Origin of the sequence: Streptomyces sp. NPDC048504 (assembly GCF_043200035.1) — a bacterium.
Lineage (GTDB): Bacteria > Actinomycetota > Actinomycetes > Streptomycetales > Streptomycetaceae > Streptomyces.
Genome location: NZ_JBICXA010000010.1, coordinates 152,864 through 178,595 on the forward strand (window position 1 = coordinate 152,864; position 25,732 = coordinate 178,595).

The 25,732-nt window shown below is 71.5% G+C and carries 22 protein-coding genes and 1 pseudogene; 14 read left to right on the forward strand and 9 right to left on the reverse strand.

Features of this window, described 5'->3' with window-relative positions; translation table 11 throughout:
* The first annotated feature begins 11 nt into the window (after positions 1 to 11).
* From ACGFY9_RS25275 to ACGFY9_RS25290, 4 genes and pseudogenes are all read left to right on the forward strand, one after another.
* Positions 12 to 410, forward strand: coding sequence for a 6-carboxytetrahydropterin synthase (locus ACGFY9_RS25275; RefSeq protein ID WP_043671992.1), 399 nt, complete (start codon positions 12 to 14; stop codon positions 408 to 410).
* Complete coding sequence (locus ACGFY9_RS25280) at positions 407 to 1,591, forward strand: glycosyltransferase family 4 protein (RefSeq protein ID WP_393757658.1); 1,185 nt, start codon at positions 407 to 409, stop codon at positions 1,589 to 1,591. The genes ACGFY9_RS25275 and ACGFY9_RS25280 overlap by 4 nt, the downstream gene beginning before the upstream one ends.
* A complete protein-coding gene (locus tag ACGFY9_RS25285) occupies positions 1,588 to 2,697 on the forward strand; it encodes a trans-aconitate methyltransferase (RefSeq protein ID WP_393757660.1) in 1,110 nt (369 codons plus the stop codon). The genes ACGFY9_RS25280 and ACGFY9_RS25285 overlap by 4 nt, the downstream gene beginning before the upstream one ends.
* An 11-nt stretch (positions 2,698 to 2,708) precedes the next feature.
* Positions 2,709 to 3,779, forward strand: a pseudogene (locus ACGFY9_RS25290) (YbhN family protein); the annotation flags it as partial.
* Between the two features lie 140 nt (positions 3,780 to 3,919).
* On the opposite strand, the gene ACGFY9_RS25295 reads toward ACGFY9_RS25290, so the two are convergent.
* Positions 3,920 to 4,675, reverse strand: a complete 756-nt coding sequence (locus ACGFY9_RS25295; RefSeq protein ID WP_393757662.1) for a creatininase family protein — start codon at positions 4,673 to 4,675, stop codon at positions 3,920 to 3,922.
* A 38-nt stretch (positions 4,676 to 4,713) separates the two neighbouring features.
* On the opposite strand from ACGFY9_RS25295, the gene ribA reads away from it, so the two are divergent.
* From ribA to ACGFY9_RS25320, 5 genes are read left to right on the forward strand one after another with little or no spacing between them, the layout of a single operon-like run.
* Positions 4,714 to 5,376: a GTP cyclohydrolase II gene (ribA, locus tag ACGFY9_RS25300; protein ID WP_043671982.1), complete on the forward strand. Its 663-nt coding sequence runs from the start codon at positions 4,714 to 4,716 to the stop codon at positions 5,374 to 5,376.
* 33 nt (positions 5,377 to 5,409) lie between these two features.
* On the forward strand, positions 5,410 to 6,381 hold the full coding sequence (locus ACGFY9_RS25305) for an ornithine cyclodeaminase family protein (RefSeq protein WP_393757664.1): 972 nt from the start codon (positions 5,410 to 5,412) through the stop codon (positions 6,379 to 6,381).
* Positions 6,378 to 7,523 (forward strand): NAD(P)/FAD-dependent oxidoreductase, encoded by a 1,146-nt coding sequence (locus tag ACGFY9_RS25310; RefSeq protein ID WP_393757666.1) that lies wholly within the window; start codon positions 6,378 to 6,380, stop codon positions 7,521 to 7,523. The genes ACGFY9_RS25305 and ACGFY9_RS25310 overlap by 4 nt, the downstream gene beginning before the upstream one ends.
* The gene (locus ACGFY9_RS25315; protein WP_393757668.1) at positions 7,520 to 8,587 is read left to right on the forward strand and encodes a saccharopine dehydrogenase; all 1,068 of its coding nucleotides are present in this window, start codon (positions 7,520 to 7,522) and stop codon (positions 8,585 to 8,587) included. The genes ACGFY9_RS25310 and ACGFY9_RS25315 overlap by 4 nt, the downstream gene beginning before the upstream one ends.
* The gene (locus ACGFY9_RS25320; RefSeq protein WP_393757670.1) at positions 8,580 to 9,734 is read left to right on the forward strand and encodes a saccharopine dehydrogenase family protein; all 1,155 of its coding nucleotides are present in this window, start codon (positions 8,580 to 8,582) and stop codon (positions 9,732 to 9,734) included. The genes ACGFY9_RS25315 and ACGFY9_RS25320 overlap by 8 nt, the downstream gene beginning before the upstream one ends.
* A 25-nt stretch (positions 9,735 to 9,759) precedes the next feature.
* Here the strand turns inward: ACGFY9_RS25320 and ACGFY9_RS25325 are convergent, their stop codons facing one another.
* The 3 genes from ACGFY9_RS25325 to ACGFY9_RS25335 form a co-directional block, all read right to left on the reverse strand.
* Positions 9,760 to 10,989: a serine hydrolase domain-containing protein gene (locus ACGFY9_RS25325; protein WP_393757672.1), complete on the reverse strand. Its 1,230-nt coding sequence runs from the start codon at positions 10,987 to 10,989 to the stop codon at positions 9,760 to 9,762.
* A gap of 65 nt (positions 10,990 to 11,054) precedes the next feature.
* On the reverse strand, positions 11,055 to 12,413 hold the full coding sequence (locus tag ACGFY9_RS25330; protein WP_393757674.1) for an MFS transporter: 1,359 nt from the start codon (positions 12,411 to 12,413) through the stop codon (positions 11,055 to 11,057).
* Entirely contained in the window at positions 12,410 to 12,991 is a 582-nt protein-coding gene (locus ACGFY9_RS25335) for a TetR/AcrR family transcriptional regulator (RefSeq protein ID WP_393757676.1), read from the reverse strand. Before ACGFY9_RS25335 ends, ACGFY9_RS25330 begins: the two co-directional genes overlap by 4 nt.
* 98 nt (positions 12,992 to 13,089) lie before the next feature.
* Here ACGFY9_RS25335 and ACGFY9_RS25340 point away from each other — a divergent pair, with 98 nt between their 5' ends.
* Positions 13,090 to 13,539 (forward strand): PPOX class F420-dependent oxidoreductase, encoded by a 450-nt coding sequence (locus tag ACGFY9_RS25340; protein WP_393757678.1) that lies wholly within the window; start codon positions 13,090 to 13,092, stop codon positions 13,537 to 13,539.
* 98 nt (positions 13,540 to 13,637) lie between these two features.
* Positions 13,638 to 15,725 (forward strand): tetratricopeptide repeat protein, encoded by a 2,088-nt coding sequence (locus ACGFY9_RS25345; protein WP_393757680.1) that lies wholly within the window; start codon positions 13,638 to 13,640, stop codon positions 15,723 to 15,725.
* 114 nt (positions 15,726 to 15,839) lie between these two features.
* On the opposite strand, the gene ACGFY9_RS25350 is transcribed toward ACGFY9_RS25345, so the two are convergent.
* Both ACGFY9_RS25350 and ACGFY9_RS25355 read right to left on the reverse strand, forming a co-directional pair.
* Entirely contained in the window at positions 15,840 to 17,075 is a 1,236-nt protein-coding gene (locus ACGFY9_RS25350; RefSeq protein WP_393757681.1) for an IS701 family transposase, read from the reverse strand.
* Positions 17,076 to 17,127: 52 nt separating this feature from the next.
* The gene (locus ACGFY9_RS25355; RefSeq protein ID WP_393757683.1) at positions 17,128 to 18,399 is read right to left on the reverse strand and encodes a hypothetical protein; all 1,272 of its coding nucleotides are present in this window, start codon (positions 18,397 to 18,399) and stop codon (positions 17,128 to 17,130) included.
* A 288-nt stretch (positions 18,400 to 18,687) separates the two neighbouring features.
* Here ACGFY9_RS25355 and ACGFY9_RS25360 point away from each other — a divergent pair, with 288 nt between their 5' ends.
* The gene (locus tag ACGFY9_RS25360; RefSeq protein ID WP_393757685.1) at positions 18,688 to 18,897 is read left to right on the forward strand and encodes a hypothetical protein; all 210 of its coding nucleotides are present in this window, start codon (positions 18,688 to 18,690) and stop codon (positions 18,895 to 18,897) included.
* 251 nt (positions 18,898 to 19,148) lie between these two features.
* Here the strand turns inward: ACGFY9_RS25360 and ACGFY9_RS25365 are convergent, their stop codons facing one another.
* On the reverse strand, positions 19,149 to 20,489 hold the full coding sequence (locus ACGFY9_RS25365; protein WP_393757687.1) for an MFS transporter: 1,341 nt from the start codon (positions 20,487 to 20,489) through the stop codon (positions 19,149 to 19,151).
* Between the two features lie 197 nt (positions 20,490 to 20,686).
* Positions 20,687 to 21,352 (reverse strand): TetR/AcrR family transcriptional regulator, encoded by a 666-nt coding sequence (locus ACGFY9_RS25370; protein WP_393757689.1) that lies wholly within the window; start codon positions 21,350 to 21,352, stop codon positions 20,687 to 20,689.
* 168 nt (positions 21,353 to 21,520) lie between these two features.
* Between ACGFY9_RS25370 and ACGFY9_RS25375 the strand changes: the two genes are divergently transcribed.
* A complete protein-coding gene (locus ACGFY9_RS25375; protein WP_393757691.1) occupies positions 21,521 to 22,423 on the forward strand; it encodes a shikimate dehydrogenase in 903 nt (300 codons plus the stop codon).
* A gap of 32 nt (positions 22,424 to 22,455) precedes the next feature.
* Positions 22,456 to 24,255, forward strand: a complete 1,800-nt coding sequence (locus ACGFY9_RS25380; RefSeq protein WP_393757693.1) for a bifunctional sugar phosphate isomerase/epimerase/4-hydroxyphenylpyruvate dioxygenase family protein — start codon at positions 22,456 to 22,458, stop codon at positions 24,253 to 24,255.
* On the opposite strand, the gene ACGFY9_RS25385 is transcribed toward ACGFY9_RS25380, so the two are convergent.
* Positions 24,242 to 25,705 (reverse strand): membrane-associated oxidoreductase, encoded by a 1,464-nt coding sequence (locus tag ACGFY9_RS25385; protein WP_393757695.1) that lies wholly within the window; start codon positions 25,703 to 25,705, stop codon positions 24,242 to 24,244. The two genes, ACGFY9_RS25380 and ACGFY9_RS25385, sit on opposite strands and share 14 nt — an antisense overlap.
* Positions 25,706 to 25,732 lie beyond the last annotated feature (27 nt).

Sequence of the window (25,732 nt, forward strand, 5' to 3'; positions counted from 1 at the left end):
AGGGTCGTCCGTTGTTCAGCATCACCGTTCGCGATCACATCATGATCGCCCACAGCTTCCACGGCGAAGTGTTCGGGCCCGCCCAGCGGTTGCACGGAGCCACGTTCCTGGTGGACGCCACCTTCCGGCGCGAGCAGCTGGACGACGACAACATCGTCGTCGACATCGGACTGGCCACCCAGGAACTGGGCGCCGTCGTGAGCGAGTTGAACTACAGAAACCTCGACAACGAGCCCGACTTCGCCGGGGTCAACACCTCGACGGAGTTCCTCGCGAAGGTCATCGCCGACCGGCTCGCCGAGCGGATCGAGAAGGGCGCGCTCGGCGAGGGCGCCCGCGGCCTCGCCGGACTCCAGGTCACCCTGCACGAGTCGCACGTCGCCTGGGCGAGTTACGAGCGTGCCCTGTGAGCGACGTGACCATCGACCGCGCCCCCTCGCTGGGATTCCTCCCCGCACAGCGCGCGGCCTCCCGGAATGCCGAGATCATCCCCATGTCCCTGCGCACCGTGCACTTCGTGATGCCGGGCGGTGTCGACGACCCGGCCACGCCGAGCGGCGGCAACGCCTACGACCGGCGGGTCAGCCTGGACCTGCCCGGCTTCGGCTGGCAGGTCCACAAGCACGCCGTGGACGGCGAGTGGCCCCGGCCCGGTGCGGCCGCGCGTGCCGAACTCGCCCGTGTGCTGCGGGAGTTGCCGGACGGTGCCGCCGTACTGCTGGACGGGATCGTGGCCTGCGGGGTCCCCGAGATCATCGTCCCGGAGGCCGACCGGCTGAGCCTGGCGGTCCTCGTCCACCTCCCGCTCGGCGACGAGACCGGCCTGGAGGCCGCCGTCGCCGCGGAGCTGGACGAGAAGGAACGTACGGTCCTGCGCGCGGTGTCGGCCGTCGTCGGCACCAGCGAGTGGGCGGTCCGCCGTCTCGTCTCCCACCACGGCCTCGCCCCCGAGCGCGTCCATGTCGCCACCCCCGGCGCCGACATCGCCCCCCTCGCCTCCGGCACCGACGGCGTCTCCCGCCTCCTGTGCGTCGCCACGCTGACTCCGCGCAAGGGCCAGCACCGGCTGATCGAGGCCCTCGCCGCCGCGGCCGACCTGCCGTGGACCTGCGAGTGCGTCGGCGGCTTCGGCAACGACCCGGAGTACGTCGACCACCTGCGCGACCTCATCGAGCGCCACGGCCTCCAGGACCGGCTGCACCTCGCCGGCCCGCGGGCCGGCGCCGAACTCGACGCCACCTACGCCTCCGCCGACCTCATGGTCCTCATGTCGTACGCCGAGACGTACGGCATGGCCGTCACCGAAGCCCTCGCCCGGGGCATCCCCGTGCTGGCCACGGACGTCGGCGGGCTGCCCGAGGCGGTCGGCCGCGCCCCCGACGGCGGAGTGCCCGGCATCCTCGTCCCGCCGGAGGCCCCCGCCGCCCTCGCCGCCGAACTGCGCGGCTGGTTCGGCGAGGCCGACGTACGCCGGCGGCTCAAGGCGGCCGCCCGCGGCCGGCGCGCGGCCCTCGACGGCTGGGCCACCACGGCCCGCAGCCTGGCAGGCGTCCTCACCCGGCTTCCCAGCGAGCCCCGGAGGGCGGCATGAGGAACACGCGGTCCACACGGGCCACAGCACAGGCTGGACGGATTCCGGCGCAGCCGGGGCCCAGGGGCGTACCGCTGGGCATGCTGGTCGCCCCGGTGCAGCCCGACGCGAAGGACCTGACGGCTGGACAGCCGGGGCCGGAGGACATCATGGCGGGAACGGTCCAAGCGGACGCCGGCGAGCAGGCGGGGCCAGGTTCCGTGATCCCCGGCGCCGGGCCCGCCGGCCGCCCCGGCGAGCGGGCCACCGTACGGCTGCGGGACGTCGGCCCCGACGATCCGCCGCGCTACGCGCCCGAGTGGCTGGAGCTGCGGGAGGGGGCCGACGCCGTCGCGCGGGCACCGGAACTGCTCGACCCGCTGCGCATCCGGCTCGCCAACCTGCCCGGCCGTTCCGGGGTCGTCATCCACGACCTGGGCTGCGGCACCGGCTCGATGGGACGGTGGCTCGCGCCCCGCCTCGACGGCGCCCAGCACTGGATCCTGCACGACCGCGACCCCTACCTCCTGCACTTCGCCGCCGTCGCCTCACCCCGCGCCGCCGCCGACGGCAGCCGCGTCACCGTGGAGACCCGGCGCGGTGACGTGGCCCGGCTGACCCCGGACGCGCTGGTCGGTGCCTCGCTGGTGACGGCCTCCGCACTGCTGGACGTCCTCACCCGCGAGGAGATCGACGCCCTCGTCGCCGCCTGTGTCGGCGCCGGCTGCCCGGCGCTGCTCACGCTGTCGGTGGCGGGGCGGGTCGAGATCACCCCGGCCGAGCCGATGGACGCGGAGATCGCCGACGCGTTCAACGCCCACCAGCGGCGCGACGGCCTCCTCGGCCCGGACGCCGTCACCGTCACCTGCGAGGCCTTCGCCGCGCACGGGGCCACGGTCCGCGTCCACCCGAGCGCCTGGCGGCTCGGCCCCGAGGAGGCCGCGCTCACCGCCGAGTGGCTGCGCGGCTGGGTCGGCGCGGCCGTCGAGGAACGCCCCGAACTGAAGGAACGCGCCGACCGCTACCTGGCGCAGCGCCTGGAGGCTTGTGCGGCAGGGGAGTTGACCGTGCTCGTCCGCCACAGCGACCTGCTGGCACTGGCCCGGCCGACGGGGGGCACGTCATGAGCGTCGAGACCATGCGGACGGTCGCACCGCGGCCGAGCACCCGGACCCGCAGGGTGCGCGTGGACCGGTCCACACCGGTCGCCCTCGCACTGCGTGCCAAGACCGCCGTAGAAGAGGTACGCCGCCCCAAGCACACCCCGCCGCTGCACAGTTCGGCCGTCTCCGGCGACCGCATCGGAGTGATCGTCACCGCCCCGCGCCCCGCCACGGACCGCGCCTCCGGCGCCCGCCGCGTCCTGCGCGCGATCCTGACCCGGGTGAACTCCCGCGCGGTACGCACCCACTTCGGCACAGTCGCAGGCGTCACCATCCTCGGCGTCCTCCTCTGGCGCCTCGGCACCGGCGTCTTCCTGGACGGCCTGCGCCGCATCGACGCACCGACCCTGCTCATCGGCCTCGCGATCGGCGTGGTCACCACGGTGTTCAGCGCCTGGCGCTGGGCCCTCGTGGCGCGCGGCCTGCGCATCAAGCTGCCGCTCGGCCCCGCCGTCGCCGACTACTACCGCGCCCTGTTCCTCAACGCGGCCCTGCCCGGCGGCATCCTCGGCGACGTGCACCGCGCGGTACGCCACGGACAGAGCGCCGGCGACATGGGCCGCGCCGTACGCGCCGTCGTCCTGGAGCGCGTCGCGGGCCAGCTCGCGCTGGCCGCCGTAGGAGTGACGGTCCTGCTGGGTCTGGACTCCCCGGTGATGGCCGACGCCCGCAGCGTCGCCCCGGTCGTGCTGCTCGCCGCCGTCGGAGCACTGGCCGTCGTGGCCGCCGTACGCATGAACCGTCCCGCCACCGCCACCCGCCGGGGCCGCGCCCTGCGCACCACCCTCGACGAGGCGCGCGCCGGACTGTTCTCCCGCGCCAACTGGCCCGGCGTCACCTTCTCCTCGCTCGTCATCCTGGCCGGCCACCTCGCGATGTTCGTGGTCGCCGCCCGGGCCGCAGGCTCCGCCGCCACCGTCGCCCAGCTGCTGCCGATCGCGGTCCTCGCGCTCGTCGCCATGGGCCTGCCGCTGAACGTCGGCGGCTGGGGCCCCCGCGAGGGCGTCACCGCCTGGGCCTTCGGCGCCGCGGGCCTCGGCGCGACCAGCGGTCTGGCCGTCTCCGTGATCTACGGCGTGCTCAGCTTCGTCGCCGCCCTGCCCGGCCTGCTGGTCCTGGTCGCCCGCTGGTACACCGGCCTGCGCACCGCCGGGCCCGGCACCGCCGTACCGGACCCGGTGCCCGCTCAGGCCTCCGCGGTCAGCATCGAGAAATACGCGCCGAAGGAATCGGCGAGGCTCGCCAGCAGTGCCTTCCCCTTTTCCGCCGAGCCGAGGGACGGGCGCCCGATGACGCCCGACTCGGTATAGCCGGCCATACCGAGCGTCAGGAGATGGCGACGGTCGTCGGCGACGAAATCGGAGGTCTCATATCCGGGACGGATCAATTCGGGATGAGCGTGCAGAAGAATGGAGGTCTCGATTTCCCCCGCATGCATATCGGTGAGCAACGAGGTCAGTACTCCGGCCCGCTCCAGCGCCGTCTCCCAGTCCTCGGCGGCGGGGAACAGCGCCATCCGCTCACCGCGCGCGGAGGACTCCTGAACGACGTTGCCCAGCACGTAGTTTCCGCCGTGACCGTTGACCACCACCAGGGTCTCGACCCCCGAACGGCGGAGCGAGTCCGCGATGTCCCGCACCACCGCATGAAGGGTCACGGAAGAGATGCTGACGGTCCCCGGCCAGGCCGCGTGCTCGTGCGAGCAGGCCATCGTCACCGGAGGGAGGAGATGCACCGGGTGCGCCGCGGCGATCTCCCGGGCCACGGCACAGGCGACCAACGTGTCGGTGGCCAGCGGAAGATACGGGCCGTGCTGCTCGAAACTGCCGACCGGAAGGACGGCGACCTGTGCCGAGAGACCCGCCCCCCTGGCCCGTACGTCCTCCGTGGTGTCCGCCGGCACCAGTCCGTATGCCGCCGTCCGTGAGCCCGAACCATTCATTGTTTCACGGCCTTTCGTCTCTGCTTAGGAACCAGATCATGACAGAAAACATTGGCGTACTCGGCAAGAAGAAGTCTCCACAGCCCACGGGCGTGGAACGCGTCGTGAATGCTCCCTTGCCCACCGTGTACGGCAAATTCCAGGCGATCGGCTACCTGGACCACGACCGCGGTGACGAGCAAGTGGCCCTGGTCTACGGCGACATCGGCACGGACGACGTACTCACCCGACTCCACTCGGAGTGCCTGACGGGCGATGCCTTCGGCTCCCAGCACTGCGAGTGCGGCGACCAGCTGGACGCCGCGATGCGTGCTGTCGTCGCCGAAGGCCGGGGCATTGTCGTCTACTTGAGAGGGCACGAGGGCCGCGGCATAGGCCTGCTCGCCAAGTTGCGTGCGATGGCCCTGCAGGCGGAGGGCCTCGACACCGTCGAGGCGAACCTCGCCCTCGGCCTCCCGGTCGACGCCCGCGACTACGGCGTCGCCGCCGAGATCCTGCACGACCTCGGGGTGGCGAGCGTCCGCCTGCTCTCCAACAACCCGCGCAAACGTGAGGCGTTGCTGGAACACGGCATCAAAGTCTCCGAAGAGGTACCGCTGTTGATCCCGCCCTGCGAGAACAACATCACCTACCTCCGCACCAAGCGGGAGCGTCTCGACCACCACCTGCCCCATTTGGACGCGGTGGCGCACTGGTCCTGATTCGGGTGAGCGCGGTCCGGACAGGAAGAGGGAATGACCGACGACGTCCTCTTCCTCTCCGCCGACCGGGTCAGGCAGCTGCTCGACGCCGACACGGCCATCGCCTCGCAGCGCGCGGCCTTCACCGCCCTCGGTGACGGCGACGCCGACCTGCCCGGCAAGATCATGCACCCGAGCCGTTTCGACGACAGCGTCGTCTTCGCCTACGTCTCCCGGCTGTCGGCGGACACCGGGGCGGTGGCGAAGTTCGGCAGCGTCAACCCGGCCAACGCGCACGCGGGGCTGCCCACGATCCACGCGGTGATCAGCGCCCTGGACCGGTCCACTGGACAGTTGGTCGCGGTCATGGACGGCACGGCGGTGACGACCCTGCGCACGGCCGCGGGCAGCGCCGTAGCCGTGGATGCGTTGGCCGTCCCCGACGCCGACCGCCTCGGCGTCCTCGGCTCCGGCACCCAGGCCCTCGCCCACGTCCGCGCGATCGCCCGGGTCCGGGACCTGACATCCGTACGCCTGTGGAGCCCGAACCCCGAGCGGCGCGCACAGGCCGCACAGTCGCTGACGGCCGAACTGCCCTTCCCCGTCGAGGCGGTGGCCACCGCGAAGGAGGCCGTGACCGGCGCGTCCGTGATCGCGGCCTGCACGCTCAGCACCACCCCGGTGGTGCATGGCGCCTGGCTAACGCCCGGCTGCACGGTCGTCAGCGTGGGCTCGTTCGAGCCAACCCGCAGCGAGGTCGACCCGGAGGTTCTACGGCGATCGGCGGCCGTCGTGGTCGACGACCCGGAGACAGCCGCCGGGCACGCCGGACCGGTCGTGGCCGCCCTGCGCGAGGGGCTGCTCGCCCCCGACGACCTGATCCCGCTCGGCGCCGTACTCACCGGCCGCCGCAGCGCCCGTATCGGAGTGGACGACATCGTCTACTACAACAGCGTCGGACTCGGCATCCAGGACGCGGCCGCGGCCTGGGCCGTCATCGACGCGGCCAAGAAGGAGCGCCCGTGAAGCGTCAGGCAGAGGTCGTCGTCATCGGCGGCGGGGTCATCGGCACCAGCATCGCCTACCACCTGGCCCGCGCCGGCGTCCGTGACGTCGTCCTCGTCGAACGGGACGAACTCGCCGCCGGGTCCACCTCCAAGGCGGCCGGCGGAGTACGCGCCCAGTTCTCCGACGGCCTCAACGTGCAGCTCGGCGCCCGCAGCCTGGAGGCCTTCGGACGCTTCGAGGAGGACACCGGCCACGACATCGGGTTACATCGCGTCGGCTACCTGTTCCTCCTCTCGACGCCCGAGGACGTCGCGTCCTTCGAGGCGGGCGTCCGGCTGCAGAACTCCCTCGACGTGCCCAGCCGCATCATCGACCCCGCCGAGGCCCGCCGCCTCTCCCCGCTGATCAGCACCGAAGGCCTCATCGCCGCCGCCTACTCGCCCGACGACGGCCACTGCACCCCCGAGGCAGTCGTCCACGGCTACGCGGCCGCCGCCCGCGCCCACGGCGCGACGATCCTGCGCCACACCGACGTCACCGGCATCGAGACCCACGGCGACACCATCACGGCGGTCGTGACGACCCTGGGCCGCATCGACACCAACACCGTGATCTGCGCGGCCGGCGCCTGGTCCAAGGGGATCGGCGCGATGGCGGGCGTGGACCTCCCCGTGCAGCCGCTGCGCCGCCAGATCGCGGTCACGGAACCGGTCACGGGACTGCCGCCGAACCTCCCCATGACGATCGACTTCACCACCAGCCTCTACTTCCACACCGAGGGCCCCGGCCTCCTCGTCGGCATGTCCGACCCCGACGAGCGTCCCGGCTTCGCCACCGACACCCACGACCGCTGGATCCCCCGCCTCGCCGACGCCATGCGCCACCGCGCCCCCGACCTCCTCGACCTGCGCCGCACCGGCGGCTGGGCGGGCCTGTACGAGAACACGCCGGACCACAACGCCCTGATCGGCGAGGCGACTTCGGTCTCCCGCTTCCTCTACGCCACCGGCTTCTCCGGCCACGGATTCCTCCAGGGACCGGCCGTCGGCGAGGTCGTCCGCGACCTGTACCTCGGCCACGTACCCTTCGTGGACGTCAGCCCCCTGAGCGCCGGCCGGTTCGCGGCCGACGCCCCGCGCCCGGAGGTCAACCTGGTATGACCGAGCTCCATCTGTGGCTGCGCCACGAGCCCCGCACGACCGAACGCCGCACCCCGGTCGTCCCCTCCGACGCCCGCCGCCTCGTCGAGAACGGCGTGACCCTCACGGTCGAGGAGTCCCCGCAACGGATCTTCCCCATCGAGGAGTACGAGGCGATCGGCGCCCGCGTCGCCCCCGCGGACTCCTGGACCTCGGCGCCGAAGGGTACGGTGATCCTCGGCCTCAAGGAACTCCCGGACAAGCCCACCGAGTTGACCCACCGTCACATCTTCTTCGGGCACGCCTACAAGGGCCAGCCAGGAGCGAGTGACCTGCTGAGCCGGTTCGCGGCCGGGGGCGGAGCGCTGCTCGACCTCGAATACCTGGTGGACGACAAAGGGCGCCGTCTCGCCGCGTTCGGCTTCTGGGCCGGCTACCTGGGCGCGGCCCTGGCCGTCCTCCAGCACCGGGGCCGGCTGACCGCACCGCTGGCGCCCACCTCGAAGGAGGAGCTGGATGAGCTGCTCCAACCCACCGCAGGGGTCGCGGAGTTCAGCGCGCTGGTGATCGGCGCGCTCGGCCGCAGCGGACGCGGTGCACGGGTCGCGTTCTCCACGGCCGGGATCGAACCGACCTGTTGGGACATGGCCGAGACCCAGAACCTCGACCGCCCGGCCCTGTTGGCCCACGACATCCTGGTCAACTGCGTTCTGGCTACGACCCCCGTCCCGCCCCTCCTCCGCGAAGCGGACCTCGACGACCCGACCCGCCGCCTCCGCACCGTCTCCGACGTCACCTGCGACGTGGGCTCGCCCCTCAACGTCCTGCCGGTCTACGACCGCACGACCGAATGGGACGACCCGGTACGGCGGTTGCGCGAGCGTCCCCCGCTCGACCTCATCGCGATCGACAACCTGCCGTCCCTCCTGCCGAGGGAGTCCAGCACCGACTTCTCGGCCGCGCTGCTGCCCCAACTCCTGGATTTCGAGACCGGCGAGGCGTGGGGCCGCGCCCTTGACCTGTTCCGCACGAAGTGCCGTGAACTCGGAATCGCCGTGGCGGAAGGGGAGTTGGGCCATGTCTGACGTGGTGCGCGCGAGCGGTACCGTCCACTGGATCGGCGCCGGACTGTCCACGGGCAGCGGGCTCGCCCTGCTGTGCGACACGGCCGAGCGGGTACGGCTGTGGCACCGCACCGAGGAGCGCGCGGCGCAGGCCCTCGACCACCTGGGCCTGACGGGACGCGCCGAACCACGAGCCTTCGAACTCGCTGCCCTCACGGCCGAGTTGGCGCCCGGAGACGTCGTCGTCTCCATGCTGCCCGCACCCGAACACGCGGCGCTGCTGGCCGTCTGCGTGCGACGGCAGGCGCACTTCGCCTGCTCCAGCTATGTCTCGGACGCCGTCCTGGAACAGGTACCGGCGGCCGAGAAGGCGGGGATCGTCGTCCTCACCGAGGCCGGTCTCGACCCCGGCATCGACCATCTCTTCGCGCACAGCCTGGTCGCCCGCGCCAAGGAGGCGATCGGCGAGAGCACGGCGGCCTCGTACAGCCTCACCTCGTACTGCGGCGGTGTCCCCGCGGTGCCCAACGACTTCCGGTACCGGTTCAGTTGGGCGCCCGCCGGAGTGCTGGGGGCGCTGCGCTCGCCGGCGCGGTACCTGGAGGACGGCGAGGAGACCACGGCCGACCGCCCCTGGGAGGTGACCCGGCCGCATGTCGTCGACGGTGAGACCTTCGAGGTCTATCCGAACCGGGACAGCGTGCCGTTCATCGAACAGTACGGGCTGCCGGCGGGCTGGACGCCGCGGACGTTCGTGCGCGGCACCCTGCGTCTCGACGGCTGGCTGCGGGCCTGGGACGCGGTGTTCGAGGAGCTGAAGGCGGGCGACGACACCCGGATCACCGCGCTGGCAAGGGAGTTGGCGGAGACCTACCCCACCACGGACGCCGACCACGACCGGGTCGTCCTCGCGGTGTCCCTGGACGTCCGGGGCGGCGCGGGCGAGACCTGGTCCGGCAGCTACCTCCTCGACCTGGTCGGCGACGAGGAGGAGAGCGCGATGGCCCGCTGCGTCTCGCGCCCGCTCTCCCTCGCCGTCCGCCACATCCTCTCCGACGACCTGCCGTCCGGCCTGAACCGGGCGGCGGAGACGGCGGAACGGTCACGGGAGTGGCTGAGTGAACTGGCGGGGGAGGGGCTGGAGTTCACACTGCGGGTTGATCAGTAGCAGTTGCCGGCGGAGTGGCCGAGCCTCAGTCCGTGACGGCCTCGTGCACCAGCTGCTTCAGCTCGGGGATGATCTTCAAGGAGTGCTTCGGCCGCAGCTGGGTCATGAACTGCACGGTGAGATCGCGGCTCGGGTCCACCCAGAACGTCGTCGTCGCCGCGCCGCTCCACCCGAACGCGCCCAGTCCCGTGGGGGATTGGGTGCGCTCGGGGTCGATGACCACGGAGACGCTGAGGCCGAAGCCCATGCCGTCGTTGCCGGGTTCCTGGTGCGCGGGGCTGCCGAAGGCGCGCATGTCGGCGCCGCCGGGGAGGTGGTTGCTGGCCATGAGGTCGACCGTCTCGGGGGCGAGCAGCCGGGTGCCGTCGAGTTCGCCCCGGTGCCGCAGGAACTCCGCGAACCGGTGCACGTCGTACGGGCTCGCCGCCATCCCGCCGCTGCCCGACAGGAACCGCGGCCGGCCGCCCCGCAGCGGCAGCCCGGCGATCGGCTCGATACCGCCGCCGTCGGCGTCGCCGTACAACTCGGAGAGCCGGTCGGCCTTTTCGTCCGGGACCGAGAAGCCGGCGTCGGACATCCCCAGCGGCCGGAAGATCCGCTCGGCGAAGAACTCGTCGAGTTGCTGCCCGGAGACCACCTCGACGACGCGGCCGAGCACATTGGAGGCGACGGAGTAGTTCCACTGCGTGCCCGGCTCGAACTGCAGCGGCAGACTCGCGTAGATGTCGATCGTCTCGGCGAGGTTCGCGCCGGGCGGCACGGACGACTCCAGGTGGGCGTCCCGGTAGAGGGCGTCGACCGGGTGCGCGTGGTAGAACGCGAAGGTCAGGCCCGAGGTGTGGGTCATCAGATGCCGGATCAGCATCGGCTGCTCCACCGGCCGCGTCTTCACATCGGAGCCGGACCCGCTGTCGTAGACCCGCATGTCCGCGAAGGCCGGCAGATGACGGCCCACCGGGTCGTCCAGGGAGAGCTTGCCCTCCTCCATCAGGATCAGCGCGGCGACCGCGGTGACCGGCTTGGTCATGGAGTAGATCCGGTACAACGTGTCCGGCGTGACGGGCAGTCGGGCCGCGACATCGCGGTGCCCGTGGGCGGTGAGGTGGGCGACGCGGCCGTGACGGGCCACGGACACCAGGAAGCCCGGCAGGCGCTCCACGTCGACGTAGTGGGCGAAGTGCTGGTCCAGGCGGTCCAGCGCCTTGTGATCCAGTCCGACCTCGTCCGGGTCGACCTCTTGTCGCAGCTGTGCCATGGCTCTCCTCCGAATTGCGTTCACGAGGTGGGGTCCCGCATACCCGGCCCCGGACACCTCGGAACTCATCGTCGCGCAGGAACACCTGCGCGGTCTCCTGTAACGGGGGGATGTGTGAGCGACGCGACTGTCCGCCCGGGCAGCACGAGACAGGCGAGAGCGCCGGTCAGGGCCACCGCGGCGAGGATTCCGAGCGCCAACTCCCGGCCACCGGCGGCCATCAGCGCACTTCCCGCCGCGACCCCGAGCGTCGGCCCCACGTTCACCGCGGTCTGCTTCAGCCCGCCCGCCACCCCGGCCGATTCCACGGCCGCCGCCCGTACGACGACTTGGGTCGCGGCCACCATGACCGTCCCGAACCCGGCCCCGAGCAGGGCGAAACCGCCGCATACCGTGACTGTGCCGGAGGCCCGGGACAGCACGAGCACAGCCAGGGCTACGACCACCATCGCCGGCCCGGCCGTGGAGCGGGCCCCGGCCCGGCGCAGCACCACGGCGGTCGCGGGCGCCGCGAGCACCATGGCGGCGGCCAACGGCAGCCCTCGGAGGGCGCTTTGGAACGGGCCAAGTCCCATCGTGTCCTGCAGGAAATAGGTGACGACGAACAGCGTCCCGGAGAACGCGGCCGACGCGGCGAGCAGCATTCCGAGCGCCCCACGGATCGCCGCCGAGCCGACGACGTCGGGTGGCAGGAGCGGATGTGCGGTACGACGTTCATGGCGTACGAAGGCGAGGGCCGCGAGCACGGACACCACGAGGCCGGCGGCCGAACCGGGGGGATTCACCAGGGCCTGGACGAGCGAGGCGAGGGAGAGCGCGAGGAGCAGGGCGCCGGGCAGATCGAACCGGACGCCGTTTGACTGTCGTTGTCCCGGTCCTCGAACGGTCAGGGCGAGCACGCCGAACACGAGCGAGGGCACGACGTTGAGGAAGAACACGGCCCGCCAGCCCACCGCGCCCACCAACGCCCCGCCCACCAACGGTCCGGCGGCGGCCGCGATTCCGATCACACTCGTCCGTACGGCGATGGGCATGCCGAGCCGGTCGGGCGGGAACGCGGCGCGCAGCATGCCGAGTGTGGCCGGTTGGAGCAGCGCCCCGAACACCCCCTGGACGACCCGGAGTCCGATCACCCACCCCACCCCGGGCCCCAGTCCGATCCCGGCCGAGGCGAGTCCGAAGCCGAGCATGCCGAGCCCGAACACCCGCCGATGGCCGTACCGGTCCCCGATCCGCCCGGCCGACACCAACAGGCTTGCCACGGCGACGAGATACGCGGTGCTCGTCCACTGGACCTGTGCGAGCGAGGCCCCCAACTCCCGTTGCAGGGTGGGCTGTACGACGGTGAGCACGGTCCCGTCGAGCGCGACGATCGCCGCCCCCGCAACACTGCTCGCCAGTACGAGCCTTCGGTGAACCGTCATCGGGTGCCCTCCGGACCCAGGTGTGCGTCGAGGGCCGACCGCAGCAGGGGGACGAAGGCGTCCGTGCCGGTGGCGAGTTGGAGGCTGCCCCAGCGCCAGAGCTGGGCGACGCCGTGCAGGTTCGCCCACAACGCGCCCGCGACCAGGCGGGCGTCCACGTCGGGACGGGCCCGGCCGACCAGATCCACCAGAACACCGAACAACGGCAGGCTGGTGTCCCGCAGCCCCAAGTGCCCGCTCTCCAGCAGATCGTGACGGAACATCAACTCGTACATGCCGGGGTTGGCGAGCGCGAACTCCAGATAGACGTGGCCCAGCGCTGTCAATTGCGCGCGCGGGCTTGCCGTACCGTCCGCGATCGCGCTTTTCGCTTGCTCACCCAGCTCGGCGAAGCCGCGCCGTGCGATCGCGGACAGCAGTTCCAAGTGAGTGGGGAAGTAACGGCGGGGCGCGCCGTGCGAGACACCCGCCCGGCGGGCGATCTCGCGCAGGGTCAACGCCTGCACACCCTCCTGGGCCACCAGCTCCACACCGACGTCGACCAGGCGGCCCCGTAGTCCCGCATCCGGTTCGCTCATGCTCATAGACACTGTCTACCAATGTTCCGTAGACAGTGTCTACTGGCTGGTTCACGGCTCGGGGAATGCGTGACCTGCTTCACACGGTTGAGCAATGCATGACTCACGACGCGACGCAGGACGCACTGCTCCAGTTGCTCTCCGAGGGCCACGGCGGGGTACTGGTCACCCTCAAGAAGGACGGCCGGCCCCAGCTGTCGAACGTCAGCCACGCCTACTACCCCGACGAGCGGATCATCCGTGTGTCGATCACCGACGACCGCGCCAAGACCCGCAACCTGCGCCGGGACCCCCGGGCCTCCTACCACGTGACCAGCGCCGACCGCTGGGCCTTCACGGTCGCCGAGGGCACGGCCGACCTCACCCCGGTCGCCGCCGACCCGCACGACGACACGGTCGAGGAACTCATCCGGGTCTACCGCGATGTCCTCGGCGAGCATCCTGACTGGGACGACTACCGGGCGGCTATGGTGCGGGACCGGCGGCTGGTGCTGCGGTTGCGGGTGGAGCGGGCGTACGGGATTCCGGCGCGGGCGAACCGGGGTTGATCCGTCACGGACAGAGGTGACCCATCGTCACCATCCTTCACCGGCGCTAAGGTTGATCCGCTGTGCGGTGAGCGGACGACGGGGGAGTGCACGAGGTGATGGATCTGCTGTCCACGAGCGCCATCGGTGCGGTGTTCGGGGCCGTCGGCTCCGGGATGGCCAGTGAGGCAGGCAAGTTGGCCTGGGAGTCGGCCGGCGGAATGGTCCGTCGCCTCGCCGGACGCGAGGTGACGGCACCCGCCACCCCCGACGAGGTGAACGTGATCGCACGCATGGTCCACGACCGTGTCCACAGCGACCCCGAACTCGCCCTCGCCTGGGCCCGGTTCGCGCGAGGGGTGCGCGGATCGGAGCCCGTCACCGGGCCGGGACGCCACTGCCTCCCGTCGGCACCCCGTTCCTTCACGGACCGTCAGGACGCCCTGAAACTCCTGGACAAGGAGGCGACCCGCGCCTTCGACGGCCGTCCACGGCTGGCGCTCCTCCACGGTCCCGAGGGCATCGGCACCAGCACCCTCGCGTTCCACTGGGGCGCACGACAGGTGGCCCGCTTCCCCGACGGGCAGCTCTACGCCGACCTGCGCGCGCTCGGCCCCGAACCGGTCCTGGCCACGCTGTTGCGCCAACTCGGCCTGCCCGACGAGGACATACCGCCCTCGATCGCCGACCGGGCCGCCCTGTTCCGGCGCTCCCTGACCGACCGCCGCGTTCTCGTGGTGCTCGATCACGCGCGCTCCGCCGCCCAGGTGCAGCCGCTGCTGGCACCGGCGCCGGATGTGGTCACCCTCGTCGTGGCACGGAATCCGCTCATCGGCCTAGACGCCCTGCGGATCCCGGTCGGACCACTCGGTCGCCGGGACGCGAAACGGCTGCTCACCGAGCTGGTCGGCAAACCCGCGGTCAGCGCCGCCCGCGCGAGCCTGCCCGCCGTACTGGACCGCTGCGCCGGTTCGCCCTACGCGCTGCGCGCCGCCGCACCCCGGCTGACCGAGCTGCCCCTACCGCCGGAGACACCCGGGTCCGAGTACGACCCGGTGAGTTCCGCCGTCGAGGACTCGTACCGCCTGCTGGCTCCGGACGCCGCCCGCCTCTACCGCCTGACCGGCCTGTACGACTGGCCCGCCCTCGATGCCGCCGCGGCCGCCCGCGCCGCCGATACCGACGAGGCCGAAGCCGCCCGGCTCCTCGACGAGTTGGCCGGCGCCCTGCTCATCGAGCCCACGGACGACGGCCGTTACCGCTACCGGCCCGCCGTCCGCGCGCACGCCGCCCGCACGGCCGCCGCCGTGGACGGCATCGCCGCGTGCTCCGCCGCCGTGTCCCGCACCGTCGAGGGCTATCTGCAGCTCGCACTCGCCGCGGCTCAGGCCGCGTTGCCCGAGAGCTGGCGCGTTCCGTCCACGCCCACACCGCTGTCGTACGAGAACCGGGGCGCGGGCGTCGCCGCGCTGGCCGCCGAGACCTCCAACCTGGTCCAAGCGGTGCACGCCGCCGAGGAGTTCGGCGACTGGGACACCGTCGTCCTGCTGGGCCAGGCCCTGTGGCCGCTCCAACTCAAGGCGGGCCACCACGACATACTGCTCCCCGCCCTGCAGTCGGGGGTCCGTACGGCGGACTCCCACTTCCCCGGCACCCGTATCGCCGGTGCCCTGCACGCCCAACTCGCCCACAGCCTCATGGAGTTGCGGCGCTGGGACGAGGCGGAACCCGAGGCGCTCGCGGCGGCACGGGACGAACGGGCGGGAGGACATGTGCGCGGCCAGGCCTCCGCCGTCGAGTTCCTCGGCCTGCTCCGGCTGCGCCAGTGGCGCTTCGACGAGGCGTACGCCGCCTTCGACGAGGCGTACCGCATCCTCCATGGCATCGGTCCCGCCGACGAGGGCGCCGCCGATCTGCCGCGCGCCCGCGCCCTGTTGGAACGCCACCGCGGCCGGGCCCTGCGCGGACTGGGCCGCCACACTGAGGCCGTCGAGCGCCTGGACCGCGCCCTGGCCTTCTTCCGCGCCGCCGGCGAGGCCTACAACACGGCCCGCACCCTCACCGACCTCGCCGAAACCCGCCTGAACAACGACGAGTTCACGGCCGCCCGCGCCTTGATCGACGAGGCGACCGCCGCCCTCCGCGACGAGAACGCCGAACAGCACCTGGAGTATCTGCGCGGCCTGCGCGAACGGTGCGAGGCCTAGTAGTGCTTCGTTAGGTTCTGGTTCTGCGTGGGGTGAAGGGTCGGCCGCAGGTGGTGCAGGTGCCGGTCCAGCACCTCAGCAGGTCCTGGAGAGCGTCGAGGACCTGGTAGAGGGTCAGGCCGGCGTGTGGGCTTTTGGGTTGAGCCGCCGGAGGGTGAGGAAGGCCTGGGCGGCGGTGACGAGGGTGACGTGGTGGTGCCAGCCGCGCCAGGTGCGGCCCTCGAAGTGGTCCAGCCCGAGGCCGTGCTTGAGCTCGCGGTAGTCGTGCTCGATCCGCCAGCGCATCTTCGCCCACCGCACCAGATCCTCGACGGGTGTGGTGGCGGGCAGGTTCGATATCCAGTAACCGGTCGGATCCGCCTGGCCTGCGGGCCATTCCACAAGCACCGTGCGCGCGGGCAGGACGCCGTCCCACTGGTAGTGGCCTCCGCCTGCCTGCTGGGCGGAGGCCAGGGACTGCTTGCCCGCAGGCCGCACCGACAGAACGGTGAACGCCGAGGTCATCGGCCCCTTACTGCCCTGCCGCCAGGTCACCTCGGTGAAATGGGCGAGCGGGGTCTGGACCGCGTGGAGGGACAGGGCCTGTGGCGGGGTTCGGTAGCGCGGCAGGGTCGGCGGTCCGAGCCCGCCATAAGCAGGCTGGTGCGGCTCGGCATCCTCCGGGTGGGCGATTTCCTTCCCGGTCAGTGCCAGCACGTAGGACAGTTCCCGTTCCTCCAGGGCGAAGCGGAAGGGGGTGCTGGTGCCGTAGCCGGCGTCGGCGACCACGACCGGGGCCTTCAGCTCCCACTCGGCGAGCGTGTCGAGCAGACCGAGCGCCAGGCGCCACTTCTCCTGATGGCCCACGCTGTCCGGGATTCCGGCCCTGCGGCAGCGGTCCGGCTCGTCCGTCCATTCCCGGGGCAGATACAACTGCCACTGGAGCGGGCAGGAGGCGGTGTCGGTCGCGGCATGGACACTGACCGCGACCTGGCAGTTCGCCCGCTTCCCGAGCGCCCCGCAGTACTGGCGTGCCACTCCCGCCGACGCTGTGCCGCACTTGGGAAACGACACATCGTCGATCACCCACACTTCCGGCGTGAGCACTTCGGACAACAGTTGGGCAATCCGTCGCCGGACCGGCAGCGGATCCCACGGCGACTGGTTCACGAACTGCTGCAGGGCCTGCATGTTCCCGTCCGGCAACCGATCGGCCATCGGCTGGATCGACTTGCGCCGGCCGTCCAGCATCAGCCCCCGCAGATAACACTCGCCCCACCGCCGCTGATCCCGCCGCGGCAACGACCCGAACACATCGCCAACGAACTCCGACAACTCACCCCGGAGCCGCTCGACTCCCCCCAACTTCACACCAAAGGAATACCCACCACCAGGCGAGATCACCCGAGGTAACGAAGCACTACTAGTCGCGAACGACCCGCACCCGGTGCACGGCCCCTCCCGTGTGCACGGTCAGCCCCTGGGTGACGACCTCGTGCAGGGACTTGCCGGACGCGAGCCAGGCGTACAGGGCCGAGGCGCAGGCCGCCGGATCGGCGTCCGCGCCCGGCTCGGCGCGCAGGTGCAACAGGGTGTCGTCCGAGGTGCGGACCGTGCAGGTGCCGGGGCCGGTGATGTATGCGGCCAGGGCGCACTGCGGGTGCCGGGCGAGTGTCTCCGTCGTCCAGAGCGCGGGTGACCCGAAGCGCGGATCGTCGGCCGCGCCGTACCGGAACACCACGTCGGCCAGGGAGAGTTGGGACTGCTCACGGGTGTCCTCGTGCACCGCCATGTGTGTCTCGCCCGTGCCGTCGGGCGCCGGGTGCGGGCCCGCGTACCGGACGACCGAGACCTCGCCCGAGCCCAACAACCTCGTCAGCACCTGCAGCGGGACCGTGTGCGCCGCGGGTTCGAACGGCGGGAGCGGGAGCGGTTCGAGCAGCGCGGGCGCGTCCGGTTCGGGGATGCCGATCATGCCGTAGAAGAGGTGTCGGAGGTGGGTCGCCGATTCGCCCGGTACGGAGCTGGTGAAGGCGGCGGGGTCCGGCAACGGGCTGTGTCCGGCGATGAGTTGGGACAGTTGGGGGCGCAGCGGGAGTGCGGGGTCCAGGCGGGGTGCCGTACGGACGAAGGCGTGCACCGGGGCATCCGGCGCGAGGCCCGCGAGGGGTGCGGCGCCGAGGAGGACCGGGGTGCCGAGTGCGGCGGCGTAGTAGGTGACCGAGCCGTGGTCGCCGATGACGGCGTCGGCGGCGAGCAGCGCCTGGCGCCAGCCGTGCAGGGGGTCGACGAGGGTGAGGCCGGCGCGGCGGGCGCGGTCGAGCCAGGCGCGGATCTGGCCGGGGCCGTGGCCGTGCCAGATGTTGGGGTGCAGGACGGTGGCGATACGGTACTCGTCGACGGGGAGTTCGGAGGTCAGACGGGGGAGCAGGGAGGGCAGTATGTCGTCGCCGAACAGGGATTCCGGGTTCCAGGTGGAGTTGAGCACCACCAGTCGCTGTCCGCGTCCGACACCGAGGACCCGCCGGTAGCGTTCCCGGTACGGGCGGGCCGCGAGCATGCGGTCCCAGCAGGGATCACCGGCCAGTACACCCGTGGACGCGGCCTCGGGGCAGACGGCCTGCAACCGCTCCAACTGCTCGGGGTGCGACAGCGCCAACGCGTCCGCGACGGGTCGCCCGCTTTCGTCGAGCAACCACTCCCGCGACAACCCGAAAACCGGAGCCGTCGCTTCCGCCGCCTCGCTGCCGGGTGTTGGGTGTTGGGTGTTGGGTGTTGGGTGTTGGGTGTCCCCAGCCTCTTAGTGTATCCGACACCGTGTGACAACACGGCCAATACGCCTGAAAATGCCCCGAGTTGACCACCGAAGCTCGCCGACACCGCCAAATCGACCGGAGTCTGAACGGCCTGATCCCAGGGCACCACCGGCACCCCCGTTTCCGCCAGCAACTCCGCGACCCCCGCCCGAAACGCGGACGACCCGGTGCACGTCACCAGCAACTGCACCCGGAAGTCGTCGTGGAACAACGGGAGTACATCGAGCAGCCGGGTCGCGGAGGTCACGTTGTGGACGACGAACAGCACCTTGCGGCTGTGCCCCCGCGTCGCCCACCGCCCGGCGTCGTCGCCGACCGGCACCCGTATCCACTCCTCGGCCCCCGCCACGCCCCTCGACCACCTTTCGCACGTGTGATCGGGCAACGATAGTCAGCCCCGGGCCCGCGTGCACCGGCCGCCCCTGAAATCGGCCGGGGCACGCGGAGACCCTCCCTCGGCGGTAGCGGCGCTGTTCTTTTCTGCTCGTTCCGGCCGATGTTCTTGCGCGAAACGTCATCTGTCAACGGGGTGTCCGTGTGCGGGGAGAGGTCGGACCTGTCCGGACGGCCCCGAAACCGAAACCCCCGGGCAAGGGAGCCCGGGGGTGCGGTGGCTGGGGAGCGACGGTCAGGCCGTCACCGTCTCCGGCTGTGACACCTCCCGGGGGGAGCGGGTGCCGAGCAGCTCCGTCGGGACCGTGTGGGTCTCGCGGGCCGTGAGCGCGGCGATCACCGGCGGGACGCACAGTGCCGCCGTGAACAGCGCCACCGAGGACCAGTCCGTGCCGTCCGGACCCGCGATCTGCGCGGCGAACGTGACCGCGAACCCGGCCACGGCGAAGCCGATCTGGGTGCCGATGGCCATGCCGGACAGCCGGACCCGGGTCGAGAACATCTCGCCGTAGAAGGAGGGCCACACGCCGTTCGCGGCGCTGTAGACGACGCCGAAGGCGACGATGCCGAGGATCAGGGTGAGCGCGTAGGAGCCTGTCGAGATCGCCCACAGGTAGAGGAACATCGTGATCGCGCTGCCGATCGCGCCGATCAGGTAGACGGGACGTCGGCCGATGCGGTCGGAGAGCGTCGCCCACAGGGGGATCGCGGCGAGCGCGACGAGGTTGGCGAGCGCGCCCACCCACAGCATCGACGAGCGGGACATGCCGACGGAGTCGCTGGTGGCGTAGGCCAACGCCCACACCGTGAAGATCGTGGAGACGGAGGCGATGAGCGCGCCCCCGATCACCCGCAGGACATCCGCCCAGTGCTCGCGCAGCAGCACCACGAGCGGCAGTTTCACGACACCCTCGGTCGCCGCCTGTTCGGCGAAGGCCGGGGTCTCCTGGAGGTTGCGGCGGATGAAGTAGCCGGCCACCGCGACCAGTACGCTCGCCCAGAATGGAACGCGCCAACCCCACGACAGCAGCTGCTTGTCCGGGAGTTGGGCCACGGCGAGGAACACGAGCGTCGCGATGAGCTGGCCGCCCTGGGTGCCGCCCAGCGTGAAACTGGTGAAGAAGCCACGTCGGCTCGCCGGTGCGTGCTCCAGCGTCATGGAACTGGCGCTGGCCTGCTCGCCCGCCGCCGAGATGCCCTGCAGGACCCGGCACAGCACGAGCAGTACCGGGGCGAGCGTGCCGACCTGGCCCCGCGTGGGCAGACAGCCGATGAGGAACGTCGACAGGCCCATCAGCAGCAGCGTGAAGATCATGATCTTCTTACGGCCGACCCGGTCACCGAAGTGCCCGAGGAACAGCGCGCCGACCGGCCGGGCCGCGTAGGCGACACCGAAGGTCGCGAGGGAGAGCAGAGTCGCCGTCGCCGGGTCCGAGTCGTCGAAGAAGACCTTGGGGAAGATCAGTGCGGCGGCACTGCCGTAGATGAAGAAGTCGTAGTACTCCAGGGCGCTGCCGATCCAGGCGGCGGTGGCGGCCTTTTTCGGTTGCCCGACGGCTTTGGCGGGGACGGACACGGCTTGCTCCTTCGGGGGAACTCCACCGTAGGCGGAGTGAGCGGCGGGGGAGATGTGCCGGATCCCTGGGGTGACGGGACGGCCGTGCCGGGTGCTGCCCGGCTAATTAACCCACTGGGTAGTTAGTAGCGGTTGGCTACGGATGCTGCGCTCACGTTTCCCGGGTGTCAAGGGGTCGTACCGAAGGATCTCGCGGCTCAGTCCGCGGCCCGCTCCGCCGTCAGATAGGCGATCACCATGTCGCCCAGCATGGTCCGGTAGTGCTCGCGCCGGGCCGGTGCCACCAGGTCGCGGCCGAACAGGGCGCCGAAGGTGTGCCGGTTGGCGACCCGGAAGAAGCAGAAGGAACTGATCATCGCGTGCAGGTCGACGGCGTCCACATCGGCCGTGAACAGGCCGGACTTCTGCCCCGCCTCCAGGATGCGCCGGATCACGTCGAGAGCGGGCGAACCGATCTTCCCGAGCTTCTCGGAGGCGGCGATGTGCTCGGCGCCGTGGATGTTCTCGATGGACACGAGACGGATGAATTCGGGGTGCTGCTCGTGGTGGTCGAAGGTCAGCTCCGCGAGCCGGCGGATGGCCGCGACCGGGTCCAGGTGCTCGACGTCCAGGCCTCGTTCGGCCTCGCGGATCACGCCGTAGGACCGTTCCAGGACGGCCGTGAAGAGCTGTTCCTTGCCGCCGAAGTAGTAGTAGATCATCCGCTTGGTGGTGCGGGTGCGGGCGGCGATCTCGTCGACGCGGGCGCCGTCGTAGCCGGCCCGGGCGAACTCGTGGGTGGCCACGTCGAGGATCTCGGCCTTGGTGCGGGCCGCGTCACGGATGCGCCCGTTCGGTCGTGCCGGTTCTTCGACGCTGGTCATCGGGTTCCTTGGCTTCCTTCGGGCGTGCGCGCGGTGTGCGGCCGATTGTAGAAGGAGGGGCCGGCGGTGAGCGGTCGGGTTCTCGGTCGGGGTCTTCCGGTGGGTCCGCGATCCTGATATAGCTAACGTACTAGTTCGTACATTAGTGAGCCGCTCAGGAGGGCCACCGTGGCCGACGTCTTCAAGGACCCGTCTCTCGTCGACTCGTATCTCGTCGGGCTGATCGGTTCCGGCATCGGTCCCTCCCTCAGCCCCGCCCTGCATGAACGCGAGGCCGACCGGCAGGGGCTGCGCTATCTGTACCGGCTCATCGACATCGACGTGCTCGGCGTCGGCCCGGAAGCGGTGGGCGATCTGCTGCGCGCCGCCCGTGGCCTGGGCTTCGACGGGCTCAACATCACCCACCCGTGCAAGCAGCTCGTCATCGAGCACCTCGACGGGCTCGCCCCGCAGGCCGAGGCGCTGGGCGCGGTCAACACCGTCGTGTTCGAGGCGGACGGCCGCGCGATCGGCCACAACACGGACGTCACCGGCTTCGCCGCCTCCTTCGCCCGCGGACTGCCCGACGCGCCCATGGAACGCGTCGTCCAGCTCGGCGCGGGCGGCGCGGGCGCGGCCGTCGCGCACGCCACGCTCACCCTCGGCGCCGAGCGCGTCACCGTCGTCGACGCGCTGCCGGAACGATCGACCGCCCTCGCCGACTCCCTGAACCGCCACTTCGGCCCGGGCCGCGCGGCCGGCGCCACTCCGGACCGACTGCCCGGCCTGCTCGCCGCAGCCGACGGCATCGTCCACGCCACGCCCACCGGGATGGCCGCCCACCCCGGACTTCCCTTCCCCCCACGCCTGTTGCACTCCGGGCTGTGGGTCGCCGAGGTGGTCTACCGTCCGCTGGAGACCCAACTGCTGAGTACCGCCCGCGCGTTGGGCTGCGCCACCCTCGACGGCGGCGGCATGGCGGTCTTCCAGGCGGCGGACGCGTTCCGCCTGTTCACCGGCCGGGAACCCGACAGCGCCCGCATGCTCGCGGACATCGCCGAGTTGGCCGGCGCCGTGCCCGCACCCAAATAGCCGTGCCCGCAGCGAACTTGAGAGGTACCCCGATGCGCACGTCCATCGCCACCGTCTCCCTCAGCGGCTCTCTCACCGAGAAACTCACCGCCGCCTCCCGGGCCGGCTTCGACGGCGTCGAGATCTTCGAGAACGACCTGCTCGCCAGCCCGCTCACGCCCGAGGAGATCCGCGCCCGGTGCGCCGACCTCGGCCTGACCATCGACCTCTACCAGCCGATGCGGGACATCGAGGCCGTGCCCGAGGCCGAGTTCGCCCGCAATCTGCGCCGCGCCCGCCACAAGTTCGAGCTGATGCGCAGGCTCGGCACCGACACCGTCCTCGTCTGCTCCAACGTCTCCCCGCTCGCCGAGGACGACGACGCGCTCGCCGCCGCCCAGCTCAGCCAACTGGCCGACCTGGCCCAGGAGTTCGACGTCCGCGTCGCTTATGAGGCGCTCGCCTGGGGACGGCACGTCAGCACGTACGACCACGCCTGGCGCATCGTCGAGGCGGCCGGCCACCCGGCACTCGGCACCTGCCTCGACAGCTTCCACATCCTGTCCCGGGGCTCCGATCCCAAGGGCATCGAGGACATCCCCGGCGAGAAGATCTTCTTCCTCCAGCTCGCCGACGCCCCGCTGCTCGCGATGGACGTCCTGCAGTGGAGCCGCCACTACCGCTGCTTCCCCGGCCAGGGCGGCTTCGACGTCGCCGGACTCGTACGGCACGTCCTGACCGCCGGCTACGACGGCCCGCTCTCGCTGGAGATCTTCAACGACGTGTTCCGGCAAGCGGAAGCGGGCCCGACAGCGGTCGACGCCCAACGCTCGCTGCTGGTCCTCCAGGAGACGGTCGGCGTACTGGAGCCCCCAACTCCCGTTGTCCCCACGGGCATCGCCTTCGCCGAACTCGTCACCCCCGACGCGGAACCCGTCTCGGCCCTCCTCGGCGCCCTCGGCTTCGCCCGCACGGCCCGCCACCACGGCAAACCGGTGGACCTGTGGCAGCAGGGCGAGGCCCGCATCCTGGTCAACACCGGCCCCGCCCTACGACGGGACGGCACCGCCCTCGCGGCGATCGGCCTGGAGTCCCCCGACCCGCAGGGCGCCGCCCGCCGCGCCGAGGCCCTCCTCGCGCCGGTCCTGCCCCGCCGCCGCGCACCCGGTGACGCCCAACTCGACGCCGTGGCCGCACCGGACGGCACGGAACTCTTCTTCTGCGCCCAGGCCACCCCAGAACTCCCCGGCTGGCGGGCCGACTTCACCGACACCACCGGTCGACTGCCCGCAGGGACAGGCGTCCAGCGCATCGACCACCTCGCCCTCACCCAGCCCTGGCACCACTTCGACGAGGCAACCCTCTTTCATCGCAGCGTCCTTGGGCTCCACGCCCAGGAGAGCGTCGACGTAGCCGACCCCTATGGCCTGCTGCGCAGCCGCGCCGTCACCACCCCCGACGGCAGCGTCCGTATCGCCCTGAGCGTCGGCGCGGCACCGAGCGAGGACGGCGCCCACGCCCAGCACATCGCCCTCGCCACCGAGGACGTGGTCGCCGCGGCCCGCCGCTTCCGCGAGTCCGGCGGCCGACTGCTCCGCATGCCCGCGAACTACTACGACGACCTAGCGGCCCGATTCACCTTCCCCGAGGGCGAGTTGGAGACGTACCAGGACCTCGGCATCCTCTACGACCGGGACGCGGGCGGCGAGTTCCGGCACTGCTACACCCGGACGGTCGGGCGGGTCTTCTTCGAACTGGTCCAGCGCGAGCCGGGCTACCGCGGTTATGGCGCCCAGAACGCGCCGGTGCGCCTGGCCGCCCAGCACACGGCGAAGCGGCTCACTGGCGGCTGACGGACCGGGTCACGCCGGTGACGACCGTGGTGGCGAGGATCCAGCCGGTGATGATCAGGGCGTAGGAGAGGTACTGGTACCAGCCCTCCGGCGCGAACGCCTCCTCCTGGCCGAAGGAGATCACCGGGAGCAGCAGGTCGAGCGTGTAGAACACCGGGTTGAAATGCGGGGCCTCGGACGCCTTGAGGGCGTGCGGCTGGTGCAGGCCGTAGGCGAGGGAGCCGATCGCCAGCAGCGACAGCAGCCAGGCACAGGCGCGCAGCGGGCGGAAGCCGTAGCCGACGGTGGCGTCCTGGACGTAGCCCCAGATCCGGTAGTACCACCGGAGGGTGCCGCGCAGGCGGCGCTGCTTGGCCAGTTGGACGTTGCGAGCGGCGTAGTCGTCGCCGACGCGGCGATACGCGGCGGCCAACTCCTCGTAGGCGTGCGGGACATAGCCGTCGCCGTCGCGCTCCAGCATGGTCAGCCGGCGGTCGGCGGGCTCGTGCGGGACGAGCGAGGTGTAGGCGAAGCTGGTGAGGGAGACCTGGTCCGGCAGCACCGTCGGCTCCAGCCACAGGACGTCGATCTGCGCACTGCGCAGCACGAGTCGCCCCTGCATGGGCGGGCTCTCGCGCAGCCAGAGTTCCCCCATGGTGGAACTGCTCGCCAGCAGTGCGGGGTTGCCGGGATTCGACAGGGTGGTGTGCGACAGGTCCAGCCGACCCGCGATCCGGGCGCCGCGCAGGCCCACCCAGCCCTCCACGTGGGCCTCCCGGACGAGGACGTTGCCCTCCACGGCGAGGATCTCGGCGTCGACCGCGGAGCCCCCGGGATTGGAGAGGTGCGCCGTGTTGAGGTCGACCGACCCGGCGACGCTCGCGCCGCTGAGCCGTATCTGCCCCTGGGTGCGCAGGCCGACGGCTCGGAGGTCGTCGCCGACGGCCGCCTGGTTGAGCTGGAGCACCGGCTCCTCGGCGTCCGGAGCGATGATCTCCGCGCCCTCCATGAACAGGCTTCCGGAGATCTTCGCCCCGGCCAGCCGTACCACTCCGCGGAACCGGGACCGCGTCATCCGCAGCACGCCGTCCACCCGCATCGCATGGGCGGTGAGGCCGGGCAACACCGAGTCGCCGAAGTTGAGTTCGCGTAGTCGGCAGGCGTAGAAGCGGGGCACGTCGTCGAAGTGGCAGTACCGCAAGCGGACCGGGTGGTCGATCGTCGCGTACTGCAGATCGAGCCTGCCGGTGATCCGGGCGCCCGCCAGACTCAGCGACGCTATCTCCCCTGCTTCCTGCGGCCCGTTGAGCAGCAGGGCCCGCAACACCTCGGCGCGCACGGTCCGTTCGGGCCCCCAGTCGCCGCCGAGGGCGACGTCCTCGTCCTCCGCCGTGCGGAAGTCCACGGACTCGCCCAACGGGAAGGCCCGCCACACCTGTTCCTCGGCCGGTGTCAGATCGTTGATCTCCATCAAGCGGGACTCTAGCCGGGCGGAGGC

Bases quoted from the DNA above. Each gene is read 5' to 3' on its own strand.
- ACGFY9_RS25285 (WP_393757660.1), top strand. From the start codon at position 1,588: ATGAGGAACACGCGGTCCACACGGGCCACAGCACAGGCTGGACGGATT.
- ACGFY9_RS25295 (WP_393757662.1), bottom strand. From the start codon at position 4,675: ATGAATGGTTCGGGCTCACGGACGGCGGCATACGGACTGGTGCCGGCG.
- ribA (WP_043671982.1), top strand. From the start codon at position 4,714: ATGACAGAAAACATTGGCGTACTCGGCAAGAAGAAGTCTCCACAGCCC.
- ACGFY9_RS25305 (WP_393757664.1), top strand. From the start codon at position 5,410: ATGACCGACGACGTCCTCTTCCTCTCCGCCGACCGGGTCAGGCAGCTG.
- ACGFY9_RS25315 (WP_393757668.1), top strand. From the start codon at position 7,520: ATGACCGAGCTCCATCTGTGGCTGCGCCACGAGCCCCGCACGACCGAA.
- ACGFY9_RS25320 (WP_393757670.1), top strand. From the start codon at position 8,580: ATGTCTGACGTGGTGCGCGCGAGCGGTACCGTCCACTGGATCGGCGCC.
- ACGFY9_RS25325 (WP_393757672.1), bottom strand. From the start codon at position 10,989: ATGGCACAGCTGCGACAAGAGGTCGACCCGGACGAGGTCGGACTGGAT.
- ACGFY9_RS25330 (WP_393757674.1), bottom strand. From the start codon at position 12,413: ATGACGGTTCACCGAAGGCTCGTACTGGCGAGCAGTGTTGCGGGGGCG.
- ACGFY9_RS25335 (WP_393757676.1), bottom strand. From the start codon at position 12,991: ATGAGCGAACCGGATGCGGGACTACGGGGCCGCCTGGTCGACGTCGGT.
- ACGFY9_RS25340 (WP_393757678.1), top strand. From the start codon at position 13,090: ATGACTCACGACGCGACGCAGGACGCACTGCTCCAGTTGCTCTCCGAG.
- ACGFY9_RS25345 (WP_393757680.1), top strand. From the start codon at position 13,638: ATGGATCTGCTGTCCACGAGCGCCATCGGTGCGGTGTTCGGGGCCGTC.
- ACGFY9_RS25370 (WP_393757689.1), bottom strand. From the start codon at position 21,352: ATGACCAGCGTCGAAGAACCGGCACGACCGAACGGGCGCATCCGTGAC.
- ACGFY9_RS25380 (WP_393757693.1), top strand. From the start codon at position 22,456: ATGCGCACGTCCATCGCCACCGTCTCCCTCAGCGGCTCTCTCACCGAG.
- ACGFY9_RS25385 (WP_393757695.1), bottom strand. From the start codon at position 25,705: ATGGAGATCAACGATCTGACACCGGCCGAGGAACAGGTGTGGCGGGCC.